This window comes from Pontibacter virosus, assembly GCF_003096355.1.
Taxonomy (GTDB): domain Bacteria; phylum Bacteroidota; class Bacteroidia; order Cytophagales; family Hymenobacteraceae; genus Pontibacter; species Pontibacter virosus.
The window spans coordinates 98,476-123,593 of record NZ_QEKI01000008.1; the positions used below are offsets into that span (position 1 = coordinate 98,476).

23 protein-coding genes are annotated in these 25,118 nt (G+C 49.0%); 11 read left to right on the forward strand and 12 right to left on the reverse strand.

Going from position 1 to position 25,118, the window contains the following annotated elements; translation table 11 throughout:
* Positions 1 to 141 precede the first annotated feature (141 nt).
* Positions 142 to 609 carry a hypothetical protein gene (locus tag C8E01_RS13290; RefSeq protein WP_116543935.1) on the forward strand — a complete coding sequence of 156 codons (468 nt, stop codon included), beginning with the start codon at positions 142 to 144 and terminating at the stop codon, positions 607 to 609.
* 125 nt (positions 610 to 734) lie between these two features.
* On the opposite strand, the gene C8E01_RS13295 is transcribed toward C8E01_RS13290, so the two are convergent.
* The 3 genes from C8E01_RS13295 to C8E01_RS13305 form a co-directional block, all read right to left on the reverse strand.
* Entirely contained in the window at positions 735 to 1,166 is a 432-nt protein-coding gene (locus C8E01_RS13295) for a DUF2147 domain-containing protein (protein WP_165820636.1), read from the reverse strand.
* Between the two features lie 665 nt (positions 1,167 to 1,831).
* Entirely contained in the window at positions 1,832 to 2,206 is a 375-nt protein-coding gene (locus C8E01_RS13300) for a hypothetical protein (protein WP_116543936.1), read from the reverse strand.
* Between the two features lie 100 nt (positions 2,207 to 2,306).
* On the reverse strand, positions 2,307 to 2,954 hold the full coding sequence (locus C8E01_RS13305; RefSeq protein ID WP_116543937.1) for a C40 family peptidase: 648 nt from the start codon (positions 2,952 to 2,954) through the stop codon (positions 2,307 to 2,309).
* 267 nt (positions 2,955 to 3,221) lie between these two features.
* Between C8E01_RS13305 and C8E01_RS13310 the strand changes: the two genes are divergently transcribed.
* The 3 genes from C8E01_RS13310 (at position 3,222) to C8E01_RS13320 (ending at position 6,188) form a co-directional block, all read left to right on the forward strand.
* Positions 3,222 to 3,635, forward strand: a complete 414-nt coding sequence (locus C8E01_RS13310; protein WP_116544002.1) for a hypothetical protein — start codon at positions 3,222 to 3,224, stop codon at positions 3,633 to 3,635.
* A gap of 101 nt (positions 3,636 to 3,736) precedes the next feature.
* Entirely contained in the window at positions 3,737 to 5,539 is a 1,803-nt protein-coding gene (locus C8E01_RS13315) for a M61 family metallopeptidase (RefSeq protein ID WP_116543938.1), read from the forward strand.
* 280 nt (positions 5,540 to 5,819) lie between these two features.
* Positions 5,820 to 6,188, forward strand: coding sequence for a hypothetical protein (locus C8E01_RS13320; RefSeq protein ID WP_133242766.1), 369 nt, complete (start codon positions 5,820 to 5,822; stop codon positions 6,186 to 6,188).
* Between the two features lie 28 nt (positions 6,189 to 6,216).
* On the opposite strand, the gene C8E01_RS13325 is transcribed toward C8E01_RS13320, so the two are convergent.
* A complete protein-coding gene (locus tag C8E01_RS13325) occupies positions 6,217 to 7,641 on the reverse strand; it encodes a Glu/Leu/Phe/Val family dehydrogenase (RefSeq protein WP_116543940.1) in 1,425 nt (474 codons plus the stop codon).
* Positions 7,642 to 7,958: 317 nt separating this feature from the next.
* Here C8E01_RS13325 and C8E01_RS13330 point away from each other — a divergent pair, with 317 nt between their 5' ends.
* Positions 7,959 to 8,450 carry a hypothetical protein gene (locus C8E01_RS13330; RefSeq protein ID WP_116543941.1) on the forward strand — a complete coding sequence of 164 codons (492 nt, stop codon included), beginning with the start codon at positions 7,959 to 7,961 and terminating at the stop codon, positions 8,448 to 8,450.
* An 82-nt stretch (positions 8,451 to 8,532) separates the two neighbouring features.
* On the opposite strand, the gene C8E01_RS13335 is transcribed toward C8E01_RS13330, so the two are convergent.
* Together C8E01_RS13335 and C8E01_RS22075 are read right to left on the reverse strand one after the other, a co-directional pair.
* Positions 8,533 to 9,132, reverse strand: a complete 600-nt coding sequence (locus tag C8E01_RS13335; protein WP_116543942.1) for an FKBP-type peptidyl-prolyl cis-trans isomerase N-terminal domain-containing protein — start codon at positions 9,130 to 9,132, stop codon at positions 8,533 to 8,535.
* A 144-nt stretch (positions 9,133 to 9,276) separates the two neighbouring features.
* The gene (locus C8E01_RS22075; RefSeq protein ID WP_262509644.1) at positions 9,277 to 9,408 is read right to left on the reverse strand and encodes a hypothetical protein; all 132 of its coding nucleotides are present in this window, start codon (positions 9,406 to 9,408) and stop codon (positions 9,277 to 9,279) included.
* A gap of 501 nt (positions 9,409 to 9,909) precedes the next feature.
* On the opposite strand from C8E01_RS22075, the gene C8E01_RS13340 reads away from it, so the two are divergent.
* Positions 9,910 to 11,436 carry an FMN-binding glutamate synthase family protein gene (locus tag C8E01_RS13340; protein WP_243409565.1) on the forward strand — a complete coding sequence of 509 codons (1,527 nt, stop codon included), beginning with the start codon at positions 9,910 to 9,912 and terminating at the stop codon, positions 11,434 to 11,436.
* A gap of 1 nt (position 11,437) precedes the next feature.
* Positions 11,438 to 11,848, forward strand: coding sequence for a nucleoside diphosphate kinase regulator (gene rnk / locus C8E01_RS13345; RefSeq protein WP_116543943.1), 411 nt, complete (start codon positions 11,438 to 11,440; stop codon positions 11,846 to 11,848).
* 102 nt (positions 11,849 to 11,950) lie between these two features.
* Here the strand turns inward: rnk and C8E01_RS21675 are convergent, their stop codons facing one another.
* The 3 genes from C8E01_RS21675 to C8E01_RS13355 form a co-directional block, all read right to left on the reverse strand.
* The gene (locus C8E01_RS21675; RefSeq protein ID WP_165820637.1) at positions 11,951 to 12,112 is read right to left on the reverse strand and encodes a cell envelope integrity protein CreD; all 162 of its coding nucleotides are present in this window, start codon (positions 12,110 to 12,112) and stop codon (positions 11,951 to 11,953) included.
* A gap of 153 nt (positions 12,113 to 12,265) precedes the next feature.
* Positions 12,266 to 15,652, reverse strand: coding sequence for a methylmalonyl-CoA mutase family protein (locus tag C8E01_RS13350; RefSeq protein WP_116543944.1), 3,387 nt, complete (start codon positions 15,650 to 15,652; stop codon positions 12,266 to 12,268).
* A gap of 164 nt (positions 15,653 to 15,816) precedes the next feature.
* Positions 15,817 to 16,518, reverse strand: coding sequence for a DUF4080 domain-containing protein (locus tag C8E01_RS13355; RefSeq protein WP_116543945.1), 702 nt, complete (start codon positions 16,516 to 16,518; stop codon positions 15,817 to 15,819).
* A gap of 186 nt (positions 16,519 to 16,704) precedes the next feature.
* Here C8E01_RS13355 and lepA point away from each other — a divergent pair, with 186 nt between their 5' ends.
* The 4 genes from lepA (at position 16,705) to C8E01_RS13375 (ending at position 22,482) form a co-directional block, all read left to right on the forward strand.
* Positions 16,705 to 18,489 carry a translation elongation factor 4 gene (lepA, locus tag C8E01_RS13360; RefSeq protein WP_116543946.1) on the forward strand — a complete coding sequence of 595 codons (1,785 nt, stop codon included), beginning with the start codon at positions 16,705 to 16,707 and terminating at the stop codon, positions 18,487 to 18,489.
* Between the two features lie 175 nt (positions 18,490 to 18,664).
* Positions 18,665 to 19,546 carry a bifunctional 5,10-methylenetetrahydrofolate dehydrogenase/5,10-methenyltetrahydrofolate cyclohydrolase gene (locus tag C8E01_RS13365; protein ID WP_116543947.1) on the forward strand — a complete coding sequence of 294 codons (882 nt, stop codon included), beginning with the start codon at positions 18,665 to 18,667 and terminating at the stop codon, positions 19,544 to 19,546.
* A 350-nt stretch (positions 19,547 to 19,896) separates the two neighbouring features.
* Positions 19,897 to 20,550, forward strand: coding sequence for a 7-carboxy-7-deazaguanine synthase QueE (locus C8E01_RS13370; RefSeq protein WP_116543948.1), 654 nt, complete (start codon positions 19,897 to 19,899; stop codon positions 20,548 to 20,550).
* 6 nt (positions 20,551 to 20,556) lie between these two features.
* Complete coding sequence (locus C8E01_RS13375) at positions 20,557 to 22,482, forward strand: OmpA family protein (RefSeq protein ID WP_116543949.1); 1,926 nt, start codon at positions 20,557 to 20,559, stop codon at positions 22,480 to 22,482.
* A gap of 105 nt (positions 22,483 to 22,587) precedes the next feature.
* Here C8E01_RS13375 and C8E01_RS13380 read toward each other — a convergent pair whose 3' ends face one another.
* The 3 genes from C8E01_RS13380 to C8E01_RS13390 all read right to left on the reverse strand — a co-directional run bounded on the left by C8E01_RS13380 (position 22,588) and on the right by C8E01_RS13390 (position 24,922).
* On the reverse strand, positions 22,588 to 23,874 hold the full coding sequence (locus C8E01_RS13380) for a citrate synthase (protein ID WP_116543950.1): 1,287 nt from the start codon (positions 23,872 to 23,874) through the stop codon (positions 22,588 to 22,590).
* A 206-nt stretch (positions 23,875 to 24,080) separates the two neighbouring features.
* Positions 24,081 to 24,404: a hypothetical protein gene (locus C8E01_RS13385; RefSeq protein ID WP_116543951.1), complete on the reverse strand. Its 324-nt coding sequence runs from the start codon at positions 24,402 to 24,404 to the stop codon at positions 24,081 to 24,083.
* A 56-nt stretch (positions 24,405 to 24,460) separates the two neighbouring features.
* Positions 24,461 to 24,922 (reverse strand): hypothetical protein, encoded by a 462-nt coding sequence (locus C8E01_RS13390; RefSeq protein ID WP_116544004.1) that lies wholly within the window; start codon positions 24,920 to 24,922, stop codon positions 24,461 to 24,463.
* Between the last annotated feature and the right edge of the window lie 196 nt (positions 24,923 to 25,118).

The window sequence follows — 25,118 nt, forward strand, 5'->3', positions numbered from 1 at the left end:
ATCGGCTTAATATTTCAATTGCGAGTCAAAATATTACTGTTTATACGTAACCGAAACAATCCACGCCCATTGGAGTTATAAGCAGACACAAAATTTTTGGTGCCCTTCAAAATCGATCGTTTACCGGATAATGTATATACCATGATGACGCTAACACAAGAACTTGAACTGAAGAAAAAATTACTGCAGGAGTCAACCAAGCTGTTAAACATGCAAATTCAGGCAGCAAAAGAGGCCATGGACGAGGCGCAGGAAAGTGCCAACGAGCACCATGGCGCCATTGAAGATAAATTTGAATCCTTTCGGGAGGCTTGCCAGATCCAGCGCGACATGTACGCGCGACAACTGGATGAACTGATCACCACCATGGGGGTGCTGAAAAGAGTGAATTCTACGAAGGAAAATAAGGAAGTATCGTTTGGAGCAGTGGTGATGACAGAGCTCCAAAACTACTTTATAGGCGTGAGCCTGGGCGAGATCAAAATCGACGGGGAGTCTTTCTTCGCTATCTCGGGTCTGTCACCGCTATATAAGGCGATGGAGGGCAGAACCAGTGGCGAAAGCTTTGTTTTTCGTGATAAAACCTATAAAGTACTGCAGGTATTTTGATACTGACCACCAGTATAGTAAACCTTTTGCTCGAAAATGAGTTTAATAAAGCAGTAAAGGGTTGAAAACAAAAAAGGTTGGCTTTAGGGCCAACCTTTTTTGCTTTCCGTCTTAAGACAGTCCATTTATTCTACACGGGTCCAGTTTTGCGTTCTGCCGATGAGGGAAATACCGATATAGCCCTTTACTTCCATCTTGTCTTTTCCCGTCATCTTCATATAGCATGAGTACGTTTTGCCGCTCTCCGGATCGTAGATGGTACCATCATCCCACTTATTGCTACTGTCGTACTTAAAGTCTTTCATGAACACCATGCCCTGCAGCGGACGGTTACGTAATTTCTTGTCCGGGTTGTTTTCATCCAGCTTTGGTTTCCCATTTCTGAGTGGCTCCTTTAATTGCACGATCTTACCATACAGTTTATCGCCTGACTGGTAAATCTCAAAGCGAGCTTTGCCTTCTTCGTTGGTCCAGATGCCAACAGGAGAAAGTTTCTGGGCCCACGCTACAGTAGAAAACAGCATAAGGGCAACAAGGGTTAGCAGGTGTTTTTTCATGATTTAGTTATTGTTTGATAAGATTAGTAACGAAATATATGGAAAATAATTCATTTTTCAACTTAAATACGCCGCTGGTCGATTTTTACAATAGTGAGGCGCAGTAAAACATATTCCGTAAATCAGAATGACAACTGGAGTTAAATTTTCTTGTACCTGATCAGAGTCTTTTCAGATTCTGCACTTGCTTTATTCTGAGCGACTTAAGATAACAGTATGCAATTAACAGGCCACTATGCGTTCTTCAAAAAGAAAATCCGATAAAATAAGTGCAGAACCTTGTGAACTTATCGGCGTTATTTTAACTTTATACAATCAGTGAAAGCGGCGAGTGCTGCGGCTTTGCGTATGACTGCCTGGTGCAGCGACGCATGGTTTATGTCGGACTAAAGAGAAAGGAGGTGCTATGTCTAATCCATCAGTCGTCTTAGTAAGCCTTGGTAATAGTGTTCACCTCAATGGTGTGCAGGCTTAGTAAGCAGTGAGTATCTACTGCTTACGCAGTAAATATTACCTTTGGTCTTGAGTGATGGTGCTGCTGCAAAACAGAGCGCCGCTTGTTAAGATTTGAAGGATTCTTAAAGCGCTTGGTGTAACTTGACGGGCTACACCAGGCGCTTTTTCTTTTGCCTGATTATTAGTACTGCCCAGTAGGAGCCCAAGACCTACAAATCGTCTTTATAAATCGTGTTGTTGCGCAACCTGCGCTCGTTTAGAAAAGAGGCAACATAAGAGAAGACCGCCAGGAAACAGCTTATACCCATCAGCAGAATCAGGATATGCTTGCCGTCCCACACAAAAGTGTTCGGATCGATGCGCAGGATCAGCAGAAAACCAGCCAGTAAGGTAAGGGCTGAAACAGTGTGAAAAACAAACCGATTGTGGCGTTTAAGATGGTAAGTAGTAGCAAGAAGCAGTATCCCAAACATGGGAGCCAGCAGGGCCAAAAGCGGTCGGGAAGGGGACAGGAAATAAGCGGCCAGGCCGGCCAGGATCAAAACCAGGGCGTTGATGGAATTAGCTATGTAAGGATGCACCATGTTCTTTTCTTTTAGCGGAAAATTGCCCGACCAGCGAATGCCAGTCGGGCTATATAGTGTATCTTACGTAATTACCGGGAATTTATGTTTAGCTTATACCTTATAGTACGCGCCTAACATCCAGAAAACGAACCTCGTAACCAGTGCCCTCTACCTGGCTGATTTTAACACCGCCGTTAGAAGAAGAGTGCACAAAACTGATGGTATCGCCCGGCTCGGAGATAACGATACCCACATGACCCGGCTCACGTACCTGGGGGTTTGTACCCGTAAATATAACCAAGTCACCCGGTCGTGCCTCGTCACGGTCCACTGGTATGCCGTCTTCTGACTGTGTAGTGGATGAGCGCGTTACCGGTACGCCAAATTTTTGGAATACATGCGATGTAAAGCCAGAGCAGTCAAAACCACTGTTGCTGGTGCCCCCATACAGATAAGGAGTTCCCATTAGCGTCAAAGCATACGAAATCAATGAATCCGTAGGAGTTGTGCCACTGGCATCGATCCAACGCGCTTCAGCATCGTCTTCCCAGGAAGATTTAGCGTTATCGGTTTTGACTGCCATACTTGTCCTGCGCTTTTCTGAAGTGGCGGATGAAGTAACCGTTTCAGATTTATCAGTTTTCAGGGTGGCAAATTGCACCGGCGTCGTCTCATCGGAAGCGGTGGCCGCCTCGTCACTGCCCGCTGACATCATAATCAATAGCAACACAACAGGGGCGAGCATTAAAGCAAATATCTTTTTCATAGCGTTAGGGTATAGGTTAAGTAACAATACCTATGGAAATATCGTGCCAAAGTTCCAAAATACGCCCATGGATGAGCTATATAAAAGTCAGATTATCTGATAATAAGCAACAGGAAGCGGCAGATTTCACAGGCATTTCGGGGACGTTTATCAGTAATTTTTAGCCGTTTGTATAAAAATCCTTTTCGCAAGAAATATATATGGTATAATTATACTAAATATTTGAACATAATACATAAATTGGCCAATGAATTTAACCTTGTTAGGATGAAATTTTATAAGTCAGATACCTGTGAAGCGTGCTATGTGGCTGATAGGCTGGAATTAAGGTATGACCAAAATGTGCAGACGGAAGATTTTAGGAAAGGACTGCTTATAGCTTTAAAATTTGCCAAGGATCATCAAATTAAGTTGTGGTTATTTGACCTTCGTAGTATAGGCCGTCTGAGCGAGGAAGAAGAAACCTGGTTGCAGGTACAGCTTTTCCCACAGATCATGATGTACCTGGGCACAGGCAATCATGTAGCCCTGGTGGTAGATGAGCGTTGTTACAATGATATGATCCAGGAATCGGGCTTGCTGGGGCTTAAAAGCTACAATTCCTTTATCATTATAAATACTTTCTGCGACTTGCAGCACGCCATCCAATGGCTCGACCAACGCCAGTCGGAGTGCGCCTGAACAGTTGCGTCATCCTATACCTGAACAATGCGGATTTTGAAAAGCAGGCTTTTTATCGTAAAATGCCGGAAAGCTTTTAATCATCAATCCATTTATACCGCATGTTTCACCCCAGGCATTCTATCATATCCCTTTTTCTAACCTGCTTTTTCTTTTTCCTGACAGTTCTACCGGCACTTGCCGCCGACCTGCGCTATACCTTGTCGATGCCGGAACCCCATACCCATTATTTTGAGGTAGAGGTAGAGCTGAGCGGTGCCCGACAGAACTACATCGACTATAAAATGCCAGTGTGGGCGCCGGGCTCATACCTGGTGCGTGAGTTCGCTAAAAACGTGGAGGGCTTCAGCGCCGCTGACCAATCGGGCAAGGCGCTGCGGCACGAGAAGATCAGTAAAAACACCTGGCGTGTGTACAGCAACAAAGCCAACGCCGTGCGGGTGCGTTACAAGGTATACGCTTATGAAATGAGCGTGCGTACCAGCTTTCTGGACGCTTCTCATGGTTATGTGAATGGCACCAGCATGTTCATGTATCCGGAGGGCTATCAAAAGCAGCAGGGTATGCTGGCAGTGCAGCCCTACAAAGAATGGGAAACGGTGTCTACCGGCCTGAAAAACACAGGTAACTTTACCTATACCTTCCCTGATTACGATGTGCTGGCAGACTCACCACTGGAGATCGGCAACCACCAGGTGCTGCGTTTCGAAGCGGGTGGCGTGCCCCATGAAGTGGCCATGTACGGCGAGGGTAATTACGAGCCAAAGCGCCTGTTGGCCGACATGAAAAAAGTGGTAGAAGAGTGCATCAGCCTGATGGGAAAACTGCCCGTTGACCGCTATGTGTTCATCGTGCACAACCTGCACCGCGGCGGTGGCGGACTGGAGCACCTGAATTCGACCACATTGCAAACGAGCCGCTGGAACTACGGCACAGAACAGGGCTATACCGGCTTTATGTCGCTAGTCGCGCACGAGTACTTCCACCTTTGGAACGTAAAGCGTCTGCGTCCGGCACCGCTTGGTCCTTTCGATTATGACAAAGAAAACTATACCCGTTTGCTGTGGGTGTCGGAGGGCATTACCAGTTATTACGATGATTTGCTCACGCAACGCGCCGGACTAATGAGTACACAACGCTACCTTGATGTAGTGGCGGGTAGCATCAACTCCGTGGAGAACACACCAGGCAATCAGGTACAGACAGTAGCCGAGTCCAGCTTCGATGCCTGGATCAAGTACTACCGACGCAATGAGAACTCAAACAACGCAGAAGTTTCTTACTATACCAAAGGTGGTGTGCTTGGGCACTTGCTCAACATGGAAATCATGAAAAACACGAAGGGCGACAAGAGCCTGGACGATGTGATGCGCTATATGTACGACCACTACTACGCCAAGCTCAACCGTGCCTTCACAGAGCAGGAGTTTAAAGAAGTACTGGAACGCTTCGCCGGTCGCAAGCTGGATGACTTTTTCCAGCACTATGTGCACGGCACCAAAACACCGGACTATAATCAGTATTTCGAGGCGGCCGGCCTGCGACTTGTCAACCAGAACGAAGGCGTGCTCAACCTAAATTGGGGCGCTGGTACAGCTGTTGAAAATGGCCGCACTATTGTAAAGACGGTGGCGCGTGGCAGCAGCACCTGGGAGGGTGGCCTAAACGTGAATGATGAACTCATTGCCATTGACGGATACAGAGTAGAGAGCGATATTTCTCCTTTGATCAGCGGGCGTGCGATCGGTGATAAGGTACCGGTTACTGTTGCACGTGACGGCAAACTGGTGGAACTGCAAATTCCAATTGTGGCAGACAAGAGTGTTCGTTATCAGTTTGTGCGGGTAGAAAAGCCATCCGCAGTGCAAGAAAAAATTTACAAGCAATGGTTAAAGCAAAATTAACAGAGACAAAGGTTTGCTGATTCAGGGCTTAATAATAGGAATATGTTGATATAGTTATGGGTATTTGAAATAGCACTGTTTTACTATCAACGAGTAACCAGTGAATTGTACCGATCTTGGTAACTTTTAGAAAGTAGTATTTGCACAAAAATAAAATACATCATATATTTCGAATATAAACACCAGAAACCAAGCGGTTTGCCTTATGGTTATTAGTGATTCGTCCTATGCATTTGTTAACTATTCAAAGGAAGCAAATGTGCTGTGCATTAGCTGGAAATTGAAACCAGATACAGAGCAGTTCCGGAATCTCTATTGGCAGGTATTGCAATTTGTAAAGAACAGTCCTAACATTCGTTTTTACAGTACGGATATTTCGCGCATTGGCCCCCTGGATGCTGAGCAGGAAGCCTGGTTGAGTCGCGAGTATTACCCACAGGTGTCCGATATCATCGGCGAGGACATCTATGCAGCTGTGATCTTCTCGGAGGGACATTTTAAAGCACTGGTCAACAATTACATCGCATCCCAACTGCTTCCGCTGCATGAGTTCATACACTTCAATTACTTTACAGTAAAAGAAGAGGCCATGGATTGGCTCCTGTATATGCAAAAAGGTCAGGACCTTGCCATCTTTGCAAAATCCTGACCTTAACTACTATAGCTGTTCTAACCCATCAAGGGAAAATGCCGAGCGCTTCATAGCTGACCCCAATCTTTTCGATGGCCGAAAGGAAAGCTGCTGTGCGCATGTCTTCCATGTCTTTTCTGTTCATTACGCCCCTGATCTCATGATATGCATTGATCATGGTGTCCTCTAAACCGGAGCGCACAAGGCTGATCTCATCAGATCCCTGAATAAGCAAACTGCGTTCGTGCGTGGACATGCTTTTGCCAGAAGCGCTTTCTATCGCATTTACGAGTCTGCGGTGACTGGCTTCTTCGGCCCGCTTGCCCATACGCCCAAACCGCACATTCGACAGGTTTTTGAGCCACTCGAAGTAAGAAACAGTCACACCGCCGGCATTGATGTAAAGGTCAGGTATAATGATAACGCCTTTTTCAAGCAGTATTTTCTCAGCATCACGGGTAACAGGGCCATTGGCACCTTCCGCAATTATTTTGGCTTTGATGCGGGCGGCATTATCGGCGTGAATCTGATTCTCAAGTGCAGCAGGAAGCAGAACATCACATTCCTCTTCCAGCAGTTCAGCTGAGTTGTTAAAGTTCTTGCACTGCCCAAAGTTCAGAATGGAGCCCGTTTCGCTACGATGTTTAAAAGCCTCGGCCACATCAATGCCGTTCGAATTGTATATACCTCCTTCGCGCTCGGCTATACCTATGATAACGGCGCCGCTCTGCTGACAGAAGTGTGCTGCGTTGTAGCCTACATTACCAAGACCCTGCACAATAATGCGCTTGCCCTCCATGGTATTGCCTTCTAATCCTGCCTTTTTCATAAGGTCAGTATCGCTGAAAGCCTCGCGTATGCCATAGAAGATTCCCAAACCAGTGGCTTCTGCACGGCCCCGTATACCTCCCTGGCCTACAGGCTTACCCGTTACGCAGCCCAAGGCATTGGTTTCGCCATATTTAAGCGCCTGGTAAGTGTCAGCGATCCAAGCCATTTCCCGGCTGCCGGTTCCGTAGTCGGGAGCTGGTACGTCCATACCCGGGCCGATCAGGTTTCTCTTGATCAGTTCAGCCGCATACCGGCGTGTTACTTTCTCAAGTGTCTTCACAGAGCTGGTACGCGGGTTGATCTTAACACCACCCTTAGCGCCTCCGAAAGGAACGTCCACCACAGCGCACTTAAACGTCATTAGCGTTGCAAGGGCCTTCACCTCATCCTCGTCTACCTGCATGCTAAATCGAATACCACCTTTCGATGGAAGTTTATGGTGGCTATGCTGTACTCTGATGCCTTCGAACACTTCTACGCGGCCGTCAATTTCAACCGGAAAGGACACTTTATAAACACTGTTGCAGGTTTTGATCTGTGCTAAAATACCAGGGTCGAGCTTTGAAAAACTGGCAGCGTGGTCGAAGAACTGGTGCACGCTTTCCAGAAATTTTTTGCCCTCATTTTCGGTGTTTGCCATACGAGTTTATATTATTTTGGTGAATGCATTAAATGAGTTTAGAACGTCTGCGGGGGTAATTTGTTTGCTTAAGGGCTTTTGTTTCAAAATCTGGCCTGAGTGCAAGGAAAATAATTTATCGACTTAGCACCTTGTAAGTAAGCCTGTTAGGTTCAAATAATATATGAATCCAATAAAATATTTAATTATATTTTGTTAATGATATATAAATATTACATCTTTGTTTATGACATAACCTTTTCGATCTGAGTTTTGTCAAAATAAATCAGTCATGTATTCTACTTTATGGCCTTTCGCCGCATAACCTGATACGTATCATGTATACAGATAATTTAATGGGTGCCAATGCCTTTGGCAAACATTTTTCGGTAAATGACCAACACAGGAGCGTGTTGCAGGAGCAGCTTAGACTGGCCTATAACCACGAGGAAGAAACACTTTATATTAAGTGGGAGGGAGAGGTAAGTTCAAGCGAGCTGCGGCAGGGATATGCGCACATCATGAACATGGTGCATACCTATAAGCCTCAAAAGTGGATCATGGATCTACAAAGCAGATTAGCCATTGAGAAAGAGGATCAGCAGTGGGTGTTCAAGTACGTTTTCCCGCAGGTGCTGCGCACCGTGAACAAGAATGTATTTGTAGCGATCGTCATGCCGGTGTTCGCCTACAACAGTGTTGTGAATGAAATAGATGGAGACGAACTGATCGACGGGGATAACTTTATGATCATCCATCATTTTCTGTATAAGGAAGAGAGCCGTCGCTGGCTGCACGAAATGGCCGAAACGGATCTGAAAATGGCCTAGGTATAGCGTTGTATAAAAAAAGAGGTCCGGCGTACGTGTATAGCACGTGGCCGGACCTCTTTAGTATATGGGTGGGTATAGTTTAGTGAACCGAGATAAGCTCCACATCAAAAATGAGGGTTGTGTTCGGGCCGATAGCGTCACCTGCTCCCTGGGAACCATACGCTAACTGCGAAGGGATGAACAGTCTCCACTTGGCACCTTCCTTCATCAACTGAAGTGCCTCTGTCCAGCCCGCGATTACACCGTTTACCGGGAAAGTGGCTGGCTGTCCGCGTTCGTAGCTCGAGTCGAATACCGTACCGTCGATCAAAGTGCCATGATAATGCGTCGTTACTTTGTCGGAGGCCGCAGGTGACTTGCCTGTGCCTTCCTCCAGGACCTGATACTGTAGGCCGCTTGGCAAAGTTTTTACACCTTCTTTGTTTTTGTTTTCGGCTAAAAACGCTTCGCCGGCTTTCTGGTTTTCACCGCCTTTGGCACCTTGCTTCTGTTGCATCTCCTGCTGTAGCGCCATCATAGCCATCTGGATTTCCTGATCTGATAAGGTCGATGGTTGTCCGGCAATAACCTCTTTCAGGCCTTTCAAAAAAGATTCCGCTTCGATGTCGATGCCCTGCTTTTTAAGGTTGGCAGCCATGTCGCGGCCAATAATGTAGCTTATTTTTTCCTGTTGTGTCATGTATAAAGGTATAAATGATAGGATTGTTTTCTGGATGGTAAAGGTACGGTTAATGGAGGGATTAACCTATAATGGACTGTAGCAGGATAAAAAAAGCAGGTTGGGAAACCTGCTTTATAAATTATCAAAACAACAGTAGCAAGCCTAGAGATACAAGTGTATGTCTTCTTCGTGGAGGTCCATTTGGAGCTGCTCTGGCGATATCCAGCCTTTCATGAAATAGCCGAATGTAGTACCAATAAGCAGGAGAGAGGAAATTGTCGTAAAGCGCATCATGTTTATTAGCCTGAAGAGTTAAACTTAACTTTCTTAACGCTATATAGGGATTAAGGTTGTGGCTCTTACCGGCTCATTTCTTGTATTTTAACACTATAACAGAAAAGTGTCTGTTTTAACCAAAGATAAGGCCAAAAGATGGCTGCTTATAATTATTAGTGGCTGATTTTTGTGTTTTCTCCTTTTCTTTCCGCTAACTTTGCACTATTAATCATAAAGATTATGAGGCCATCGGGCAAATACCTTTCTTCCTGGCTTGCTATACCTGCTTCGGGTCTTGTAGCAGCTTCTCATCACGTGGTAATGTGTAATGGGCTGAATGGCTATTGCCTTAACTTTTTTTCCTCCCCCAAGGCCTTTAACTAGTAAGCCGGAGTTTATAACTCTGGCACCCCGCACACAAAACTGGTAATTACGTATTTCTGGTTTATCAATTTTCTTCATCTAATTCATTTTCATTGATTTTTCATCATGGCAAGTAAGGTCAGTGTAAGGCAATCCATGGGATACGCCTTCTTATCAGCTTATTTGATTACCTTGTTCTTATCAGTGTTTGAGCGGCAGTACCTGTGGCTTTTCGTGGCCATTGTACCGCTGCACCTGCTGTATCTGCGCAATATCCGGCAGGGCAGGCATTCTATTTTGCGCAACTATCCGCTGGTAGGCTACCTGCGCTATTTCTTTGAAAGCATCCGACCGGAGCTTCGGCAGTATTTTTTCGAGTCTGACCTGGATGGCAAACCCTTCAGCCGCCGCCAGCGCTCCATTGTGTACCAGCGTGCCAAGAACGTGCGTCAAACGGTGCCTTTCGGTATGCAGGCCAATAGCCAGGAGGCCGGTTTTGAGTGGATTGCCCACACCATGTTCCCGGCGCATGTGCAGGCCCAGGACCTGCGCGTGACAGTAGGGGGCACCCGCTGCAAGCAGCCGTATAGCGCCTCTATCTACAATATCTCGGCTATGAGCTACGGCTCATTGAGCAAAACGGCTGTTACCGCGCTTAGTGCAGGTGCAAAACTGGGCGGCTTTGCGCACAATACCGGAGAGGGTGGCGTGAGCCCCTTCCATGTTGAGGGCGGCGGCGACCTGATCTGGCAGATCGGTACGGGTTACTTCGGCTGTCGCGACAAAAACGGTAACTTTTCAGAAGAGCTCTTCCGCGAGCAGGTAGCGCATCCGCATATTAAAATGGTGGAGATTAAGCTGTCGCAAGGCGCCAAGCCAGGCCATGGTGGTATACTGCCAGCCGCTAAGAACACACCGGAGATCGCGGCTATTCGCAAGGTAGAGCCTTACACCACCGTAGCCTCTCCACCGGCGCACTCCGCTTTCAGCGACCAGTTCACTATGCTGCTCTTCGTTGAACAGCTGCGTGTCCTGTCAGAAGGCAAACCTATTGGTATTAAGCTCTGTATAGGAAATAAACAGGAATTCGAGCTCCTGTGCAAAGAGATGAAGCACAACCGCATCTATCCGGATTTCATTACGATAGATGGAGCTGAAGGCGGTACCGGTGCTGCACCGCTGGAATTTACCGACAGCTTGGGTATGCCACTTTATGATGCGTTGGCCTATGTGCAGCACATGCTCGAGCAGTATGGCCTGCGTGACGAGATCAAGCTGATAGCAGCAGGTAAGATCATTACCGGCGTGGACATCATCAAGGCCATTTCGCTGGGTGCCGACATCTGCTACAGCGCACGCGGTATGATGTTCGCGCTGGGTTGTATACAGGCCCTGCAGTGCGACTCGGGTCGCTGCCCGGTAGGTATAGCCACCCAAGACAAGAACCTGTACAAAGGACTGGACGTAGCTGATAAAAAGGTGCGTGTGGCCAACTTCCACGGCAATACCATTAAGTCTACCATCGAAGTGATGGAAGCCTGTGGTTTTGCTTCGCTGGAAGGCATTACACCAGACAAAATATTCAGACGAGTTGAGCAGGGACAAACGAGGAGCTTCCGGGATATTTACTTTCCGAAAAAGCCTTCGTCCAGTCCTATCAGCAAAAATTACGTACTAAACTGATATGGAAAATGTGATCTATCTGACGGAGCAGGACTATAAGCGCCTGATCGAACTGGTGCAGCAGCAACGGCAGGGGCCGGGTATGCAAGCTAACATTGCCAAACTTGGCGAGGAGCTGAAGCGGGCCAAAAGAGTCGCCTCGGAAGAAATTCCGGCTGAAGTGGTGACGATGAACTCCAGCGTATTGCTGCGGGACATGAAGAGCGGCAATGAAATGGAGATTACCTTGGTATACCCGAAGGATGCCGATGTGAACGCCCGAAAGATTTCGATTCTGGCGCCAGTTGGTACTGCCATCATAGGCTGCAAAGAAGGCGATGAGGTGGAATGGCCTGTGCCATCCGGTACCATCAACTACAAGATAGAAAAAGTAACTTTCCAACCGGAGGCTTCCGGCAACTTCGCACTATAAGGTAAAGTTATACCTGCCAAAAAGCCAGCCCGCTATACCTGTCTAGGTCGCGGGCTGGCTTTTTGCTTTTAAACATGACTGAAGACTTAGACTTGAGTCTGATCAGGCATAATCGTTTACGTCTTCGTCCCACAAGTCAAAGTCGATGTCTTCCTCGTCTATTCTGGTACTCAGGTATACATATGCGGCCAAACCCAGAAATAGGAGCGTAGAGCCAATCAACGCCAATGGTATACCTTCTTTGTCTTTATTTTTAGTTTTCATAGTTGAGAGTATTGTCTGTAGCTATATACCTTGCTCTGTTGTAATTTGTTGTCAAGGTGTTGACTGTCAGCAGCTATAAAAAAGAAGGCCGGACATTTGCCCGGCCTTTGCTTCTAATAACGCCGGCAAGAGCCGACATCGTATACGTGGTGCTTACATATTTCTGCGGTACTGGCCGCCTACTTCAAACAGGGCATTGGTGATCTGACCTAGTGAGCAGTACTTCACCGTTTCCATCATCTCTTCGAAAATGTTACCGTTGTTAATGGCCACCTGCTGGATGCGCTTGAGCATGTCGGCTGACTTGTCAGCATTGCGCTCGTGCAAGCCTTGCAGCATGGAAATCTGGTACTGCTTTTCTTCCTCTGTTGCCCGGATAACTTCTGTCGGGAGCACTGTAGGAGAACCGGTAGAAGAAAGAAACGTGTTTACCCCAATGATCGGATACTCGCCTGTGTGCTTCAGCGTTTCGTAGTACAAGCTTTCCTCCTGAATCTTGCCGCGCTGGTACATGGTTTCCATGGCACCCAGCACACCGCCACGTTCCGTGATGCGGTCGAATTCTGTCAGCACAGCCTCTTCCACCAGATCCGTCAGCTCTTCGATGATAAACGAGCCCTGCAGCGGGTTCTCGTTCTTGGCCAGGCCGAGCTCACGGTTGATGATCAGCTGAATAGCCATGGCGCGACGAACAGAAGCTTCGGTTGGCGTCGTGATCGCCTCGTCGTAAGCGTTGGTGTGCAGCGAGTTACAGTTGTCGTAAATCGCATAGAGCGCCTGCAGCGTGGTGCGGATGTCGTTGAAGTCGATTTCCTGCGCGTGCAGCGAGCGGCCGGAGGTCTGGATGTGGTACTTCAACATCTGCGAGCGGGCATCGGCGTTATACTTGTGCTTCATCGCTTTCGCCCAAATTCTACGCGCCACACGACCGATCACCGCATACTCCGGATCGATGCCGTTAGAGAAGAAGAAACTCAGATTCGGCGCAAACTTGTTGATGTCCATGCCGCGGCTCACATAGTACTCCACGAAGGTGAAGCCGTTGGCCAGCGTAAAGGCCAGTTGCGAAATTGGGTTGGCGCCTGCCTCGGCAATGTGGTAACCTGAAATGGATACCGAGTAGAAGTTGCGCACGTTCTTATCAATAAAGTAAGCCTGCACGTCACCCATCAGGCGCAGCGAGAACTCCGTGGAGAAGATACAGGTATTTTGTGCCTGGTCTTCTTTCAGAATGTCGGCCTGCACCGTGCCACGAACAGCTGCCAGCGTACGGGTTTTGATCGGCTCGTATACCTCAGCCGGCAGCACCTGGTCACCGGTTACACCGAGCAGCATCAGGCCTAAGCCATCGTTGCCTTTTGGCAGCTCGCCCTGATACTGCGGACGAGCTATACCTTTCTCTTTGTATATAGCGTCAATTTTCTGGTTGATTTCTTCTTCCAGACCGTTTTCCTTGATGTACAGCTCACACTGCTGGTCAATAGCGGCATTCATGAAGAAGCCAGTCAAGATCGCGGCCGGACCGTTTATGGTCATGGAAACCGAGGTCATCGGGTCGGCCAAGTTAAAGCCAGAGTACAGTTTCTTGGCATCGTCGAGGCAGCAGATGCTTACGCCCGAGTTACCGATCTTACCGTAAATGTCCGGTCTGAAATCCGGGTCTTCGCCGTAAAGTGTTACCGAGTCGAAAGCCGTGGACAGGCGCTTGGCTGGCATACCTAAGCTCACATAGTGGAAGCGACGGTTGGTTCGCTCCGGTCCGCCTTCGCCCGCAAACATACGGGTCGGGTCTTCGCCTTCACGCTTGAACGGGAATACACCCGCCGTGTAAGGGAATTCGCCCGGTACGTTCTCCTGCAGGTTCCACTTAAGCAAATCACCCCACGCTTCGTAGCGCGGTGTAGATACCTTCGGAATTTGCAGGTGAGAAAGCGACTCCGTATGCGTCTTGATCTTCAGTTCTTTGTCGCGCACCTTGAACACGTAGAACTCGTTCTTGTAGGCCTGTACTTTTTCTTTCCAGTTCTCAAGGATCTTCTTGTTTTGTCCGTCCAGTCTAAGTTCTACTTTGGAATAAGCCTGCTCGAGCTGTTTGATCAAACGGTCTTTATCTTCCACCTCGATCCCTTGCACCGCCTCGATCGACTTCTTGATGCCGTACAATTTCTGGGCGACTTCGGCCTGATCCTTCGTCCACTTGTCGTAGTTGCGGATGGTCTCGGAGATCTCAGAAAGATAACGGGTGCGGGCAGGAGGGATGATGAACACCTTCTCCGACATTTCTTTAGAAGTCTGCAGGTTAGAGTCGAACTCCACGCCTTTTTTCTTCGACAGCTTGGCCATCACGGCGCGGTATAGCTGGTTCATGCCCGGGTCGTTGAACTGTGAGGCGATGGTGCCGAACACCGGAATCTCCTCGTCGTTGATATCCCACAACTGGTGGTTGCGCTTGTATTGTTTTTTCACGTCACGCAGGGCGTCAAGGGCACCGCGCTTGTCAAATTTGTTCAGGGCGATTACGTCGGCAAAGTCGAGCATGTCGATCTTCTCGAGCTGCGTGGCAGCGCCATACTCCGGCGTCATCACATACAAACTCATGTCCGAGTGCTCGATGATCTCCGTGTCAGACTGGCCTATACCTGAGGTTTCGAGGATGATCATGTCAAAATCGGCAGCCTTCACGATGTCCACCGCATCCTGCACATACTTGCTCAGGGCGAGGTTGCTTTGGCGGGTAGCCAGCGAGCGCATGTATACCCGCTCGTTCGAGATCGAGTTCATCCGGATACGGTCACCAAGCAGGGCGCCGCCTGTTTTGCGCTTCGATGGGTCTACTGAAATGATAGCGATTTTCTTCTTTGGGAAGTCTATCAGGAAGCGACGCACAAGTTCGTCAACCAACGAGGATTTACCGGCACCACCTGTGCCCGTTATACCTAGCACCGGGGTTTTTACCTCTTTGGCCTGCTCTCTTACTTCGTTCAGAATGCTGCGGGCTTCTTCCGGGAAGTTCTCAGCCGCTGAAATAAGACGGGCAATGGATTTAGGGTCTTTGTCACGCAGATGCCTGGCTTCGCCGTTTAGGTCTTTGCCAGTCGGGAAGTCACATTTCTCCAGCATGTCGTTGATCATACCTTGCAGGCCCATGGCGCGACCGTCGTCCGGAGAGTAGATGCGGGCAATACCGTATTCGTGCAGTTCCTCTATCTCTGTTGGCAGGATAACCCCGCCACCACCGCCAAAGATGCGGATATGGCCACAGCCGCGCTCGTTTAGCAGGTCGTACATGTACTTGAAATACTCCAGGTGACCGCCCTGGTAAGAGGTGATGGCAATGGCCTGGGCGTCTTCCTGCACGGCGCAGTCCACAATCTCCTGCACCGAGCGGTTGTGACCCAGGTGAATTACCTCGGCGCCGGAGGCCTGAATGATGCGACGCATGATGTTAATCGAAGCATCGTGTCCATCGAACAGCGAGGCTGCCGTCACGATACGGATATGGTTGAAGGGCTTATATGGCTCTGTTTTAGTAACTTGCATAATTTACTAACAAGGATTTTTCAAATTTGATGCGAATATAGTCATTTTCGCGCAGGAATGACAGCGCAGGCTATACCTTGCTCTACGCGATATGCCCCCAAAAAAATACAGCCTGGTGCAGTAAAACACCAGGCTATCCCTACCATGAAACTTACATAAGGAACTTAGCCTATACCTGCCTCCCTGCCAAGGGACACCAAGTCGGCCACATTGTTGGTGCCCAGCTTTCTCTGAATGCTCTTGCGGTGCGTGCTGACGGTATTCGGACTGATAAAGAGGCGCTCTGCGATTTCTTTCGTGCTACAGCCCTGGCAGATCAATTCTAATATTTCGATCTCACGCTTGCGCAGATTCTGCAGCAGGAGTTTGTTCTTTTGCTTGAGGCTCTCTTTGAGCGCCTGCACCAGCTGCTCTTCGGTGTTCATGTGCTGGCTCATGTCTACATCTACACAAATCAACTCTTTCACCTCATCCTGCTGGTTCTTACTGAAAGCCTTGGCCCAACCCATGAACCACTTGTACTGGCTTTCCTGCTTGTGCCTAGCCCGGAACAGACCACCAAACTCAGCTCCGTTAAACTGCTGGTAATGGTTGATGCTGTCTTCGGGAATGTTCCGGTCGTCCGGATGCACGATAGCCTCCATGTAGGCCATGCCGCCCATTTCGAGTATCTCAGACAAGGTATAGCCGAGGCTTTCTTCGTTGGTACGGTTGCACCAGATCAGGCCCAGGTCGAGGTTGGAAATGTAGATGTTAGCCGGAACTTCATGAATGACTTTTTCCAGAAACTCACATTTCTCGCGCAGATGTCGGATTTCACGCTCCATGGCGGCAATCTTTTCAGCATCGGAAGACTCTTCGGGCATAGTGTTTGGCTTGTGCGGTTCAATTACAAGGGTTTAAATTTATAAAATCCATGCAGAAAATACAATATACTGCCTTCTTAATCTGAAGGAACGGTCTGGTGAGAATGGCAAACAAAAAATGATTTAAGCCGGAATACAGCAACAAACCTACATTCTTCTTAACTTTGTTTTTCGTAATAACTATTTATGAAGAACATTCGCAATTTCTGCATCATCGCCCACATCGACCACGGTAAAAGCACCCTGGCCGATCGCCTGTTAGAGTTTACTTCTACGGTGGCGGAGCGTGAAATGCAAAACCAGCTGCTCGACAACATGGATCTGGAGCGTGAGCGCGGCATTACCATTAAGAGTCACGCGATCCAGATGAACTACCGCTACAAGGGAGAGGACTACGTGTTGAACCTGATCGATACACCAGGCCACGTTGACTTTTCTTATGAAGTGTCCCGCTCCATTGCCGCCTGTGAGGGCGCGTTGCTGATCGTGGACTCATCACAGGGTATAGAGGCACAGACTATTTCGAACCTATACCTGGCCATTGGCTCTGACCTCGAAATTATACCTGTGCTTAACAAGATTGACCTGCCACACGCCATGCCCGAGGAGGTTAGCGACCAGATCATCGACCTGATCGGCTGCGATAAGGAAGACATTATCCTGGCTTCCGGTAAGTCCGGCATCGGTATAGAAAATATCCTGAACGCGATCTGTGATCGTATTCCTGCTCCGAAAGGAGATCCTGCCGCTCCATTGCAGGCGCTTATCTTCGACTCGGTTTTCAACTCTTACAGAGGCATCGAGGTATACTTCCGAATTTACAACGGTACGCTCAAAAAAGGGGAGAAGGTAAAGTTCATTAACACCGGCAAAACGTATGAAGCCGACGAGATCGGTGTACTGAAACTGAACCAGGAACCGCGCCAGGAAATGGCTGCCGGTAACGTAGGCTACCTGATCTCAGGTATCAAAAACGCAAAAGAGGTAAAAGTAGGTGATACCATTACACACGTTGACCGTCCGGCAGTAGGTATACAGGGCTTCGAAGATGTGAAACCAATGGTATTTGCTGGTATCTACCCGGTAGAGACGAGCGAATACGAAGAACTGCGCAACTCCATGGAGAAACTGCAGTTGAACGACGCCTCGTTGGTATGGGAGCCGGAAACATCCGCCGCCCTTGGTTTTGGTTTCCGTTGCGGCTTCCTGGGAATGTTGCACATGGAAATCGTGCAGGAGCGTCTGGAGCGTGAGTTCGACATGACGGTGATCACGACCGTGCCTTCGGTGCAGTTCCACGCTTACTCTACTAAAGGCGAACTGCTGAAGGTAAACGCACCTTCCGAAATGCCGGAGCCAAATTACATCGACCGCATCGAGGAGCCGTTCATCAAAGCACAGATTATCTCGAAGGCAGAGTATGTGGGCCCGATCATTACGCTGTGCATGGACAAGCGTGGTGTTCTGAAAAACCAGACCTACCTGACCAGCGACCGCGTGGAGCTTTCATTTGAAATGCCGCTCGCCGAGATCGTATTCGACTTCTTTGATAAACTGAAGACCATTTCCAGAGGGTACGCCTCGCTTGACTACGAGCTGATCGGTTTCCGTCAGTCGAACATGGTGAAGCTGGACGTGATGCTCAACGGCGAGAAAGTGGATGCGCTGAGTGCCATCGTGCACCGCGACAAAGCTTACGATTGGGGCAAGCGCCTCTGCGAGAAGCTCCGTGAGCTGCTGCCGCGTCAGATGTTCGAAATCGCCATACAGGCAGCCATCGGGCAGAAGATCATCGCCCGCGAAACGGTGAAGGCCCTGCGCAAGAACGTACTGGCTAAGTGCTACGGCGGTGACATTTCACGTAAACGCAAGCTCCTCGAGAAACAGAAGAAAGGAAAGAAACGCATGCGCCAGGTAGGCAACGTGGAAATTCCGCAAGAAGCCTTCTTAGCTGTGCTCAAACTCGACTAACATTAGCAAGCCCCGACGTGCCCCCGCACGCCGGGGCTTGTCACTTTATTCCCCTGATAGAGGAGGCATTGACCAGGAACAATCGATTTATTTGGAAGCAAATCTTCCCTTTGTCAGTAGGTATTTTATCAAACATCAACTCAGAATAATTAACTCATAACTTTCAACTATTAACATGATTCTGCTCGACGGTAAAAAAACATCCGAAACCATTCAGCAAGAAATTGCTGCTGAAGTTGCCGAAATTAAAGCTAAAGGCGGCAAAGTGCCCCACCTGGCGGCGATACTGGTAGGCAATGACGGAGGGTCGGTTACGTATGTGACCAACAAAGTGCTGGCCTGCGAACGCGTCGGCTTTGGCTCTACACTGGTGCGCTACGACGACGATGTGACCGAAGAAGAACTGCTCAGCAAGATTCAGGAGCTCAACGAGAGCGAAGAAGTGGATGGCTTTATTGTGCAGTTGCCCCTGCCAAAGCACATCAACACCCAGAAGGTACTCGAAGCAGTAGATCCGAAGAAAGATGTGGATGGTTTCCACCCGGCTAACGTGGGACGTATGGTCGCCGGTCTGACTTCTTTCCTGCCTGCCACGCCCTATGGCATCCTGCAGCTGATCGAGCGCTACGGTATCGAAACGAACGGCAAACATTGTGTGGTGATCGGCCGCAGCAACATTGTCGGCTCCCCTATGAGCATCCTGATGGCCAAAGCCGCATACCCGGGCAATGCCACTGTAACCCTCTGCCACCGCAACACCGTTGATCTGGCCTACCACACTCGCCAGGCTGATATTATCATTGCAGCAGTTGGCCTGCCAGGTCTGCTGAAGGCTGACATGGTGAAGGAAGGCGCCGTGGTAATAGACGTGGGCACAACCCGCGTACCAGATTCTACCCGCAAATCTGGCTACAGACTGCGTGGCGACGTTGATTTTGACAATGTAGCGCCGAAGTGTAGTTATATCACTCCCGTGCCTGGTGGTGTTGGTCCCCTGACCATTGCGATGCTGTTGAAGAACACGCTCAGGGCGGCAAGAAAAGAGGTATACGCTTAGTCTGAATCAGCATTCACCGGATTTACAGTATATTTATATCAAATGGGTGGGCTTGCCAAAGGCCTGCCCATTTTTTTAGTATCTACTCCAGTTACCGAAGCACTTGAGAATTAACTAGGTATAGTGTCAGCTTTTATTCCATCTTAAAACCCTGCTAATCTTCCAGTCTTATAAATTCCAAGGGTAGGAGCCCTAATCAAAGATACCGGAACGGAACACCCTGTATACCTTGTTGCTTTTTTAGCTAACTTTGCAAGTTCGGTGAGCCTTATACTTTGGATAGGTACAGCCGACCTAAATTTAATTAGGTCTATACCTGAAGCTACAGGTATAACCATTGGAATACAGATTTGGAAACGACAAAAGCATACAAGACTGCCTCTATTCATACAGTGCCTAAAGATGGCAGCGAACTTCCGTTGATGGAGGCTTTTTATACCATTCAGGGAGAGGGTGGTAACACGGGTACGGCGGCTTATTTTATCAGACTCGGCGGCTGCGATGTGGGCTGCCACTGGTGCGATGTAAAGGAGAGCTGGGACGCTGAGTTGCACCCACTCACACCTATAAACGAAATCGTTGAAACGGCTAAAACCTTTCCGGGCAAAACCGTCGTAGTAACAGGAGGCGAACCCTTGCTTTACAACCTCCACCCGCTAACAGCCGGATTGCAGGACGCAGGTATACGTACCATGATCGAAACTTCCGGAGCTTACCCGCTAAGCGGTCACTGGGACTGGGTATGTTTGTCTCCAAAGAAGTTTAAAGCGCCGGATGCTTCTGTCTATCCTTTTGCAGATGAGCTAAAAGTCATTATATTTAACAAATCGGATTTTGCATGGGCAGAAGAGCATGCAGCAAGGGTAGGAGCTACTTGTAAGCTATACCTGCAGCCAGAGTGGAGCAAAGCCGGGCAGCTGATGCCACTTATTGTCGAATACGTTAAAAACAACCCCCAATGGCGTGTGTCCTTGCAGACCCACAAGTACATGGATATTCCGTAAAAAGCTATGCTTAAGCCACTGCTTCTTCTGACTCTAATTACTTTTAGTACAGCGACCACGTGCCTGGCACAAGGCAGACCGGCCTCTAATTCCAGAAAAGCAGTCACACTCTACTACAAAGCGGAAGAAGCCGCACAGGCGCGAGATTTTAACAAGGCGCTCGCCTACCTGGACGAGGCCGTTGAGCGGGATCCAAAATATGCTGACGCATACCTCAAAATCGCGCATCTGCACCGATCCATGGGCAACAAGCCGGAAGTGTTTGAAAATCTACAGAAAGGCCTGGCCCTCAAGCCCTTTAATGCCGGCCTGATGAACAGTTACTTCGACCTGGCAGACCTTTACTTTGAGCGGGGCGACTATGAAAACGCTCGTAAGAACTTTGAGCTTTTCCTGCGCGGCAAGCCCCGGAATGGCCGTATGACAGACTTTGCCCGTCAGCAGATCCAGTCTGCTGAGTTTGCTGCTGAGGCCATGAAAAAACCGGTGAGCTTCAATCCTGTCAGACTGCCCGGCAATGTCAACCGCTTCGAGCTGCAGTACTTTCCTTCCACCACTGCGGATCAGCGCCACCTGATCTTTACAGCTCGTGCTGGTCACCGCCCTGATCAGGACGAAAACATATTTGTCAGCCAGTACCGCGACAACCAATGGAGCCCACCAAGCTCTATTTCACCATCCATCAACACGGCTGCCAACGAAGGAGCCGCTACCATTTCCGGTGACGGCAAGACCATTGTGTTCACTTCCTGCAACCGTTCTGACAGTCAGGGCGATTGCGATCTGTACATCTCTTTCAGGAGTGGGGACGAGTGGAGCAAACCCAAGAACATGGGCACCGTGGTGAACTCCAAGGCATGGGATTCCCAGCCCAGCCTCTCCGCTGACGGTCGTACCTTGTACTTTACATCCACCCGGCCGGGAGGTATAGGCAAAGAAGACATCTGGGTGACCCGGCTGAATGAAGACGGCTCGTGGCAGAAGCCTGAGAACATGGGCGAACCTGTGAACTCCAAAGGCCGTGACATGGCCCCCTTCATCCACGTGAGTGGGAGCACCCTTTATTTTGTGAGCGACGGACACCTGGGCATGGGCGGCCTTGATGTGTTTATGACCACGCAGGACAACAAAAGCAAATGGAGCGCACCCGAGAACATGGGTTACCCGCTCAACACACACGCCGACGAAGGCTCGCTCTTCATCACAGCCGACAACAAAAAAGGCTACTATTCCCGCCAGGAAATGACGGAAGCCGGTGCCTCAACCATACAATTGTATGAACTGGATGTACCGGAAAACTGGAGAAGCAAAGTAACCAGTACCTATGCCCAGGGCCGCGTATTCCATGCCGATACTAAAAAACCGATTGCTGCCGTGGTGCAGCTTTATGATGTGAGTGCTGACTCGCTGGTGCAGCAGGTCAACTCCGACAAGGTATCAGGAGAGTATACCATCGTGCTCTCCGAGGGTCAGCAGTACGCGCTCTACGTGTCAGCGCCTGGCTTCCTGATGAACAGCCTAAGCTTTGACTATACCTCCCGCAAGTCGCTAGACCCGGTGGCGCTGGACGTATACCTGAAGCCAGTCAAATCCGGTGCTGCTATCGTGCTCAACAATCTGTTCTTCGACACGGGGCAGTACAAGCTGGAGCGTAAATCCAAAACTGAGTTGGATAAGCTCATCACGTTCATGCAGCAAAACCCGGCTATCAAGATCGAAATATCTGGTCACACCGATGACATTGGCTCTGACGCCGATAACAAGGTGCTCTCCGAGCGTCGTGCCCGCTCCGTAGCCGACTACCTGCGCAGCAACAAAGTACCTAAAGACCGCATCACCTCCGTTGGTCATGGCGAGAACCGCCCGGTCAAGCCAAACACCTCAGACGAAAATCGCAGCCAGAACCGCCGCATTGAGATGCGAGTGCTCTAAGGTTAGGCGTTCATCCCACCAAGCCCTCGAACTGGAAATGAATAAATAGAAAACGGCCCGTTGCAAATCTGCAGCGGGCCGTTTTCATTATAATTTACTTCTATATTATCTATTCTCGATATCCACGTAGTTACGCTCTGTTTCACCAGTGTAGATCTGACGCGGACGGCCGATTGGCTCTTTCTGCTCGCGCATTTCCTTCCACTGTGCAATCCAGCCTGGCAGACGGCCCAGGGCGAACATTACCGTAAACATGTCGGTTGGGATGCCGAGTGCACGGTAGATGATGCCTGAGTAGAAGTCAACGTTCGGGTATAGCTTGCGCTCCACGAAATACGGATCGTTCAGCGCCGCTTCTTCCAGTTCCATGGCAATGGTCAGGATCGGGTCGTTGATGCCTAGGGCAGTCAGTACTTCGTCAGCAGCCTTCTTAATGATGCGAGCACGTGGGTCGAAGTTCTTGTAAACGCGGTGACCGAAGCCCATCAGACGGAAAGGATCGTCTTTGTCTTTTGCTTTCGCGATGAATTTCTTCGAGTCGCCACCATCCGCTTTGATCTGCTCCAGCATTTCGATCACGGCCTGGTTGGCACCACCGTGCAGCGGTCCCCACAGGGCACTGATACCGGCAGACACAGAAGAGTAAAGGCTTGCGTTGGCTGAACCCACCAGACGCACAGTGGACGTAGAGCAGTTTTGCTCGTGGTCAGCGTGCAGGATAAGCAGCTTGTTGATCGCGTCTACTACCACCGGGTTGATCTCGTAATCTTCCGTTGGGAAGGCGAACATCATGTGGAGGAAGTTAGAGCAATAGTCCAGCTTGTTTTTTGGGTAGTTTACTGGGTGACCTACTGAGTTTTTGTAAGACCAGGCAGCAATGGTAGAGATTTTGGCCATCAAACGAATGATAGACAGGTCCATCTCTTCTTTCGACTGGTTCGGGTTAAGCGACTCCGGATAAAAAGCCGTCAGGGAGCTGATCATGGCAGAAAGGATGCCCATTGGGTGTGCTGTAGACGGGAAGCCATCCAGAATCTTGCGCATGTCCTCATTCACGAGGGTATGCATTTTGATCTTGCCACTGAAGTCCTCCAGTTCCTGTGTAGTTGGCAGTGCGCCGTAAATCAGCAGGTAGGCTACTTCAATGAAGTTTGACTTCTCAGCCAGTTGCTCAATCGGGTAACCTCTGTAATGCAGAATGCCCTGCTCTCCGTCCAGGAAAGTGATGGCACTTTTAGTGGCACCTGTATTTTTATAACCTGAGTCCAGGGTGATGTAGCCTGACTCCGATCGCAAAGCAGCTATATCAATTGCTTTCTCATTCTCGGTACCAGTTACAACCGGGAACTTGTAGGACTTCCCCTCTAAAATTATTTCAGCGTGTTCTGACATGCCTGTATTTTTTATATGTCCGTGAATTGTCTCTTAATGAAGCGAAATTATAGAAAAATGTATTTAAAATGAAATGGAATGATGCGATATATGGTAAATTAACAATGTTTTAACCCACTTTTCGATCCGCCTTTTGTATAAACGACATTCTGTCAAAATGTTTCGGAATATTATGCAGTGTCTTGTACTTATCCGGCCCCCAAAACTCACCAGGGAGAAGCACTGTCATCAGCCTCAGAAGACACACCTCCAAAGCCGTGGCGTGGAGAGTAGGGGGTGCCCTTGCCTTCCAGGTGGTTCTGCATGTCGAGGTGCAGCTTAATGCGATCGAGTTTGATAAACTCCTCCCAAAGCTTCTGGTCACGGTCCGACATGCGGTTGATGAGGTCGGTTAACTGCAGCCCGCTTTCCGATTTCTGCAAATCCCGGATGTAAGGATCTGAGTCGACCATGCCCTGTATTTTTATTCTGAAGTAGGTGTTCAGTTCCATGTACCTGTCCTCATCCCAGAATTCCATTTCGTCCGCCATGCTCCGCTTCGTTTATCTTTTATACTCTTTCTGTGCCAGAAGGCTGCATTCTTTTATCATAAACCATCCCTTCCCTCAGCAGGATCAGGATCATCGGGCTGCACACCGGGCGGATTGAAAAGGCCCCAGCGGTCCACGGCATAGTTCCAGGTGTCAAACGTTCTTACCCAGGCTATAAACAGCAGTCGGTACTCTTCCAGCGCCTCCCTGATCAGGTGGAGGTAATGCATGTGCTCGAAGCCAAACATGGTGAGCGTGTTGCAGTGGTTTTGCAGGTCACGGGCTGCCTTGCGGATCAGCGTGGCGCATTCCATCCGGATGTCGTACAGGTCTCCACCCTCAGCACCTGCCACCTTCACGCTCAGCAGCGCCGCATCCTCCAGCATAAACGCCTTGTTGCTGGAGAGCCGGGAATCATCTTCAGGTATCAGATCTGCGATCTTGACGGTAAGTTCATAGATCTCGCGGCCCTTCCGGAAAAGTGGCATACGGCGTGGATTAAAGTTATCTTCGTACATGGCTGTGTAATGGGTCAGAGCTGCCTTGCCTGCAACAACAGGTATAGGTATAGACAATTTTGTACAAAATACGTATAGATGTGAAGTTATAAAATATTACCGATTTTGAATTTAAAATCCGGGCTCACTGTTCTGCAACTATAGAGGGGTTGTGCCTGACCATAGAAAAGCGAAAATCTACGTATAACATAACATA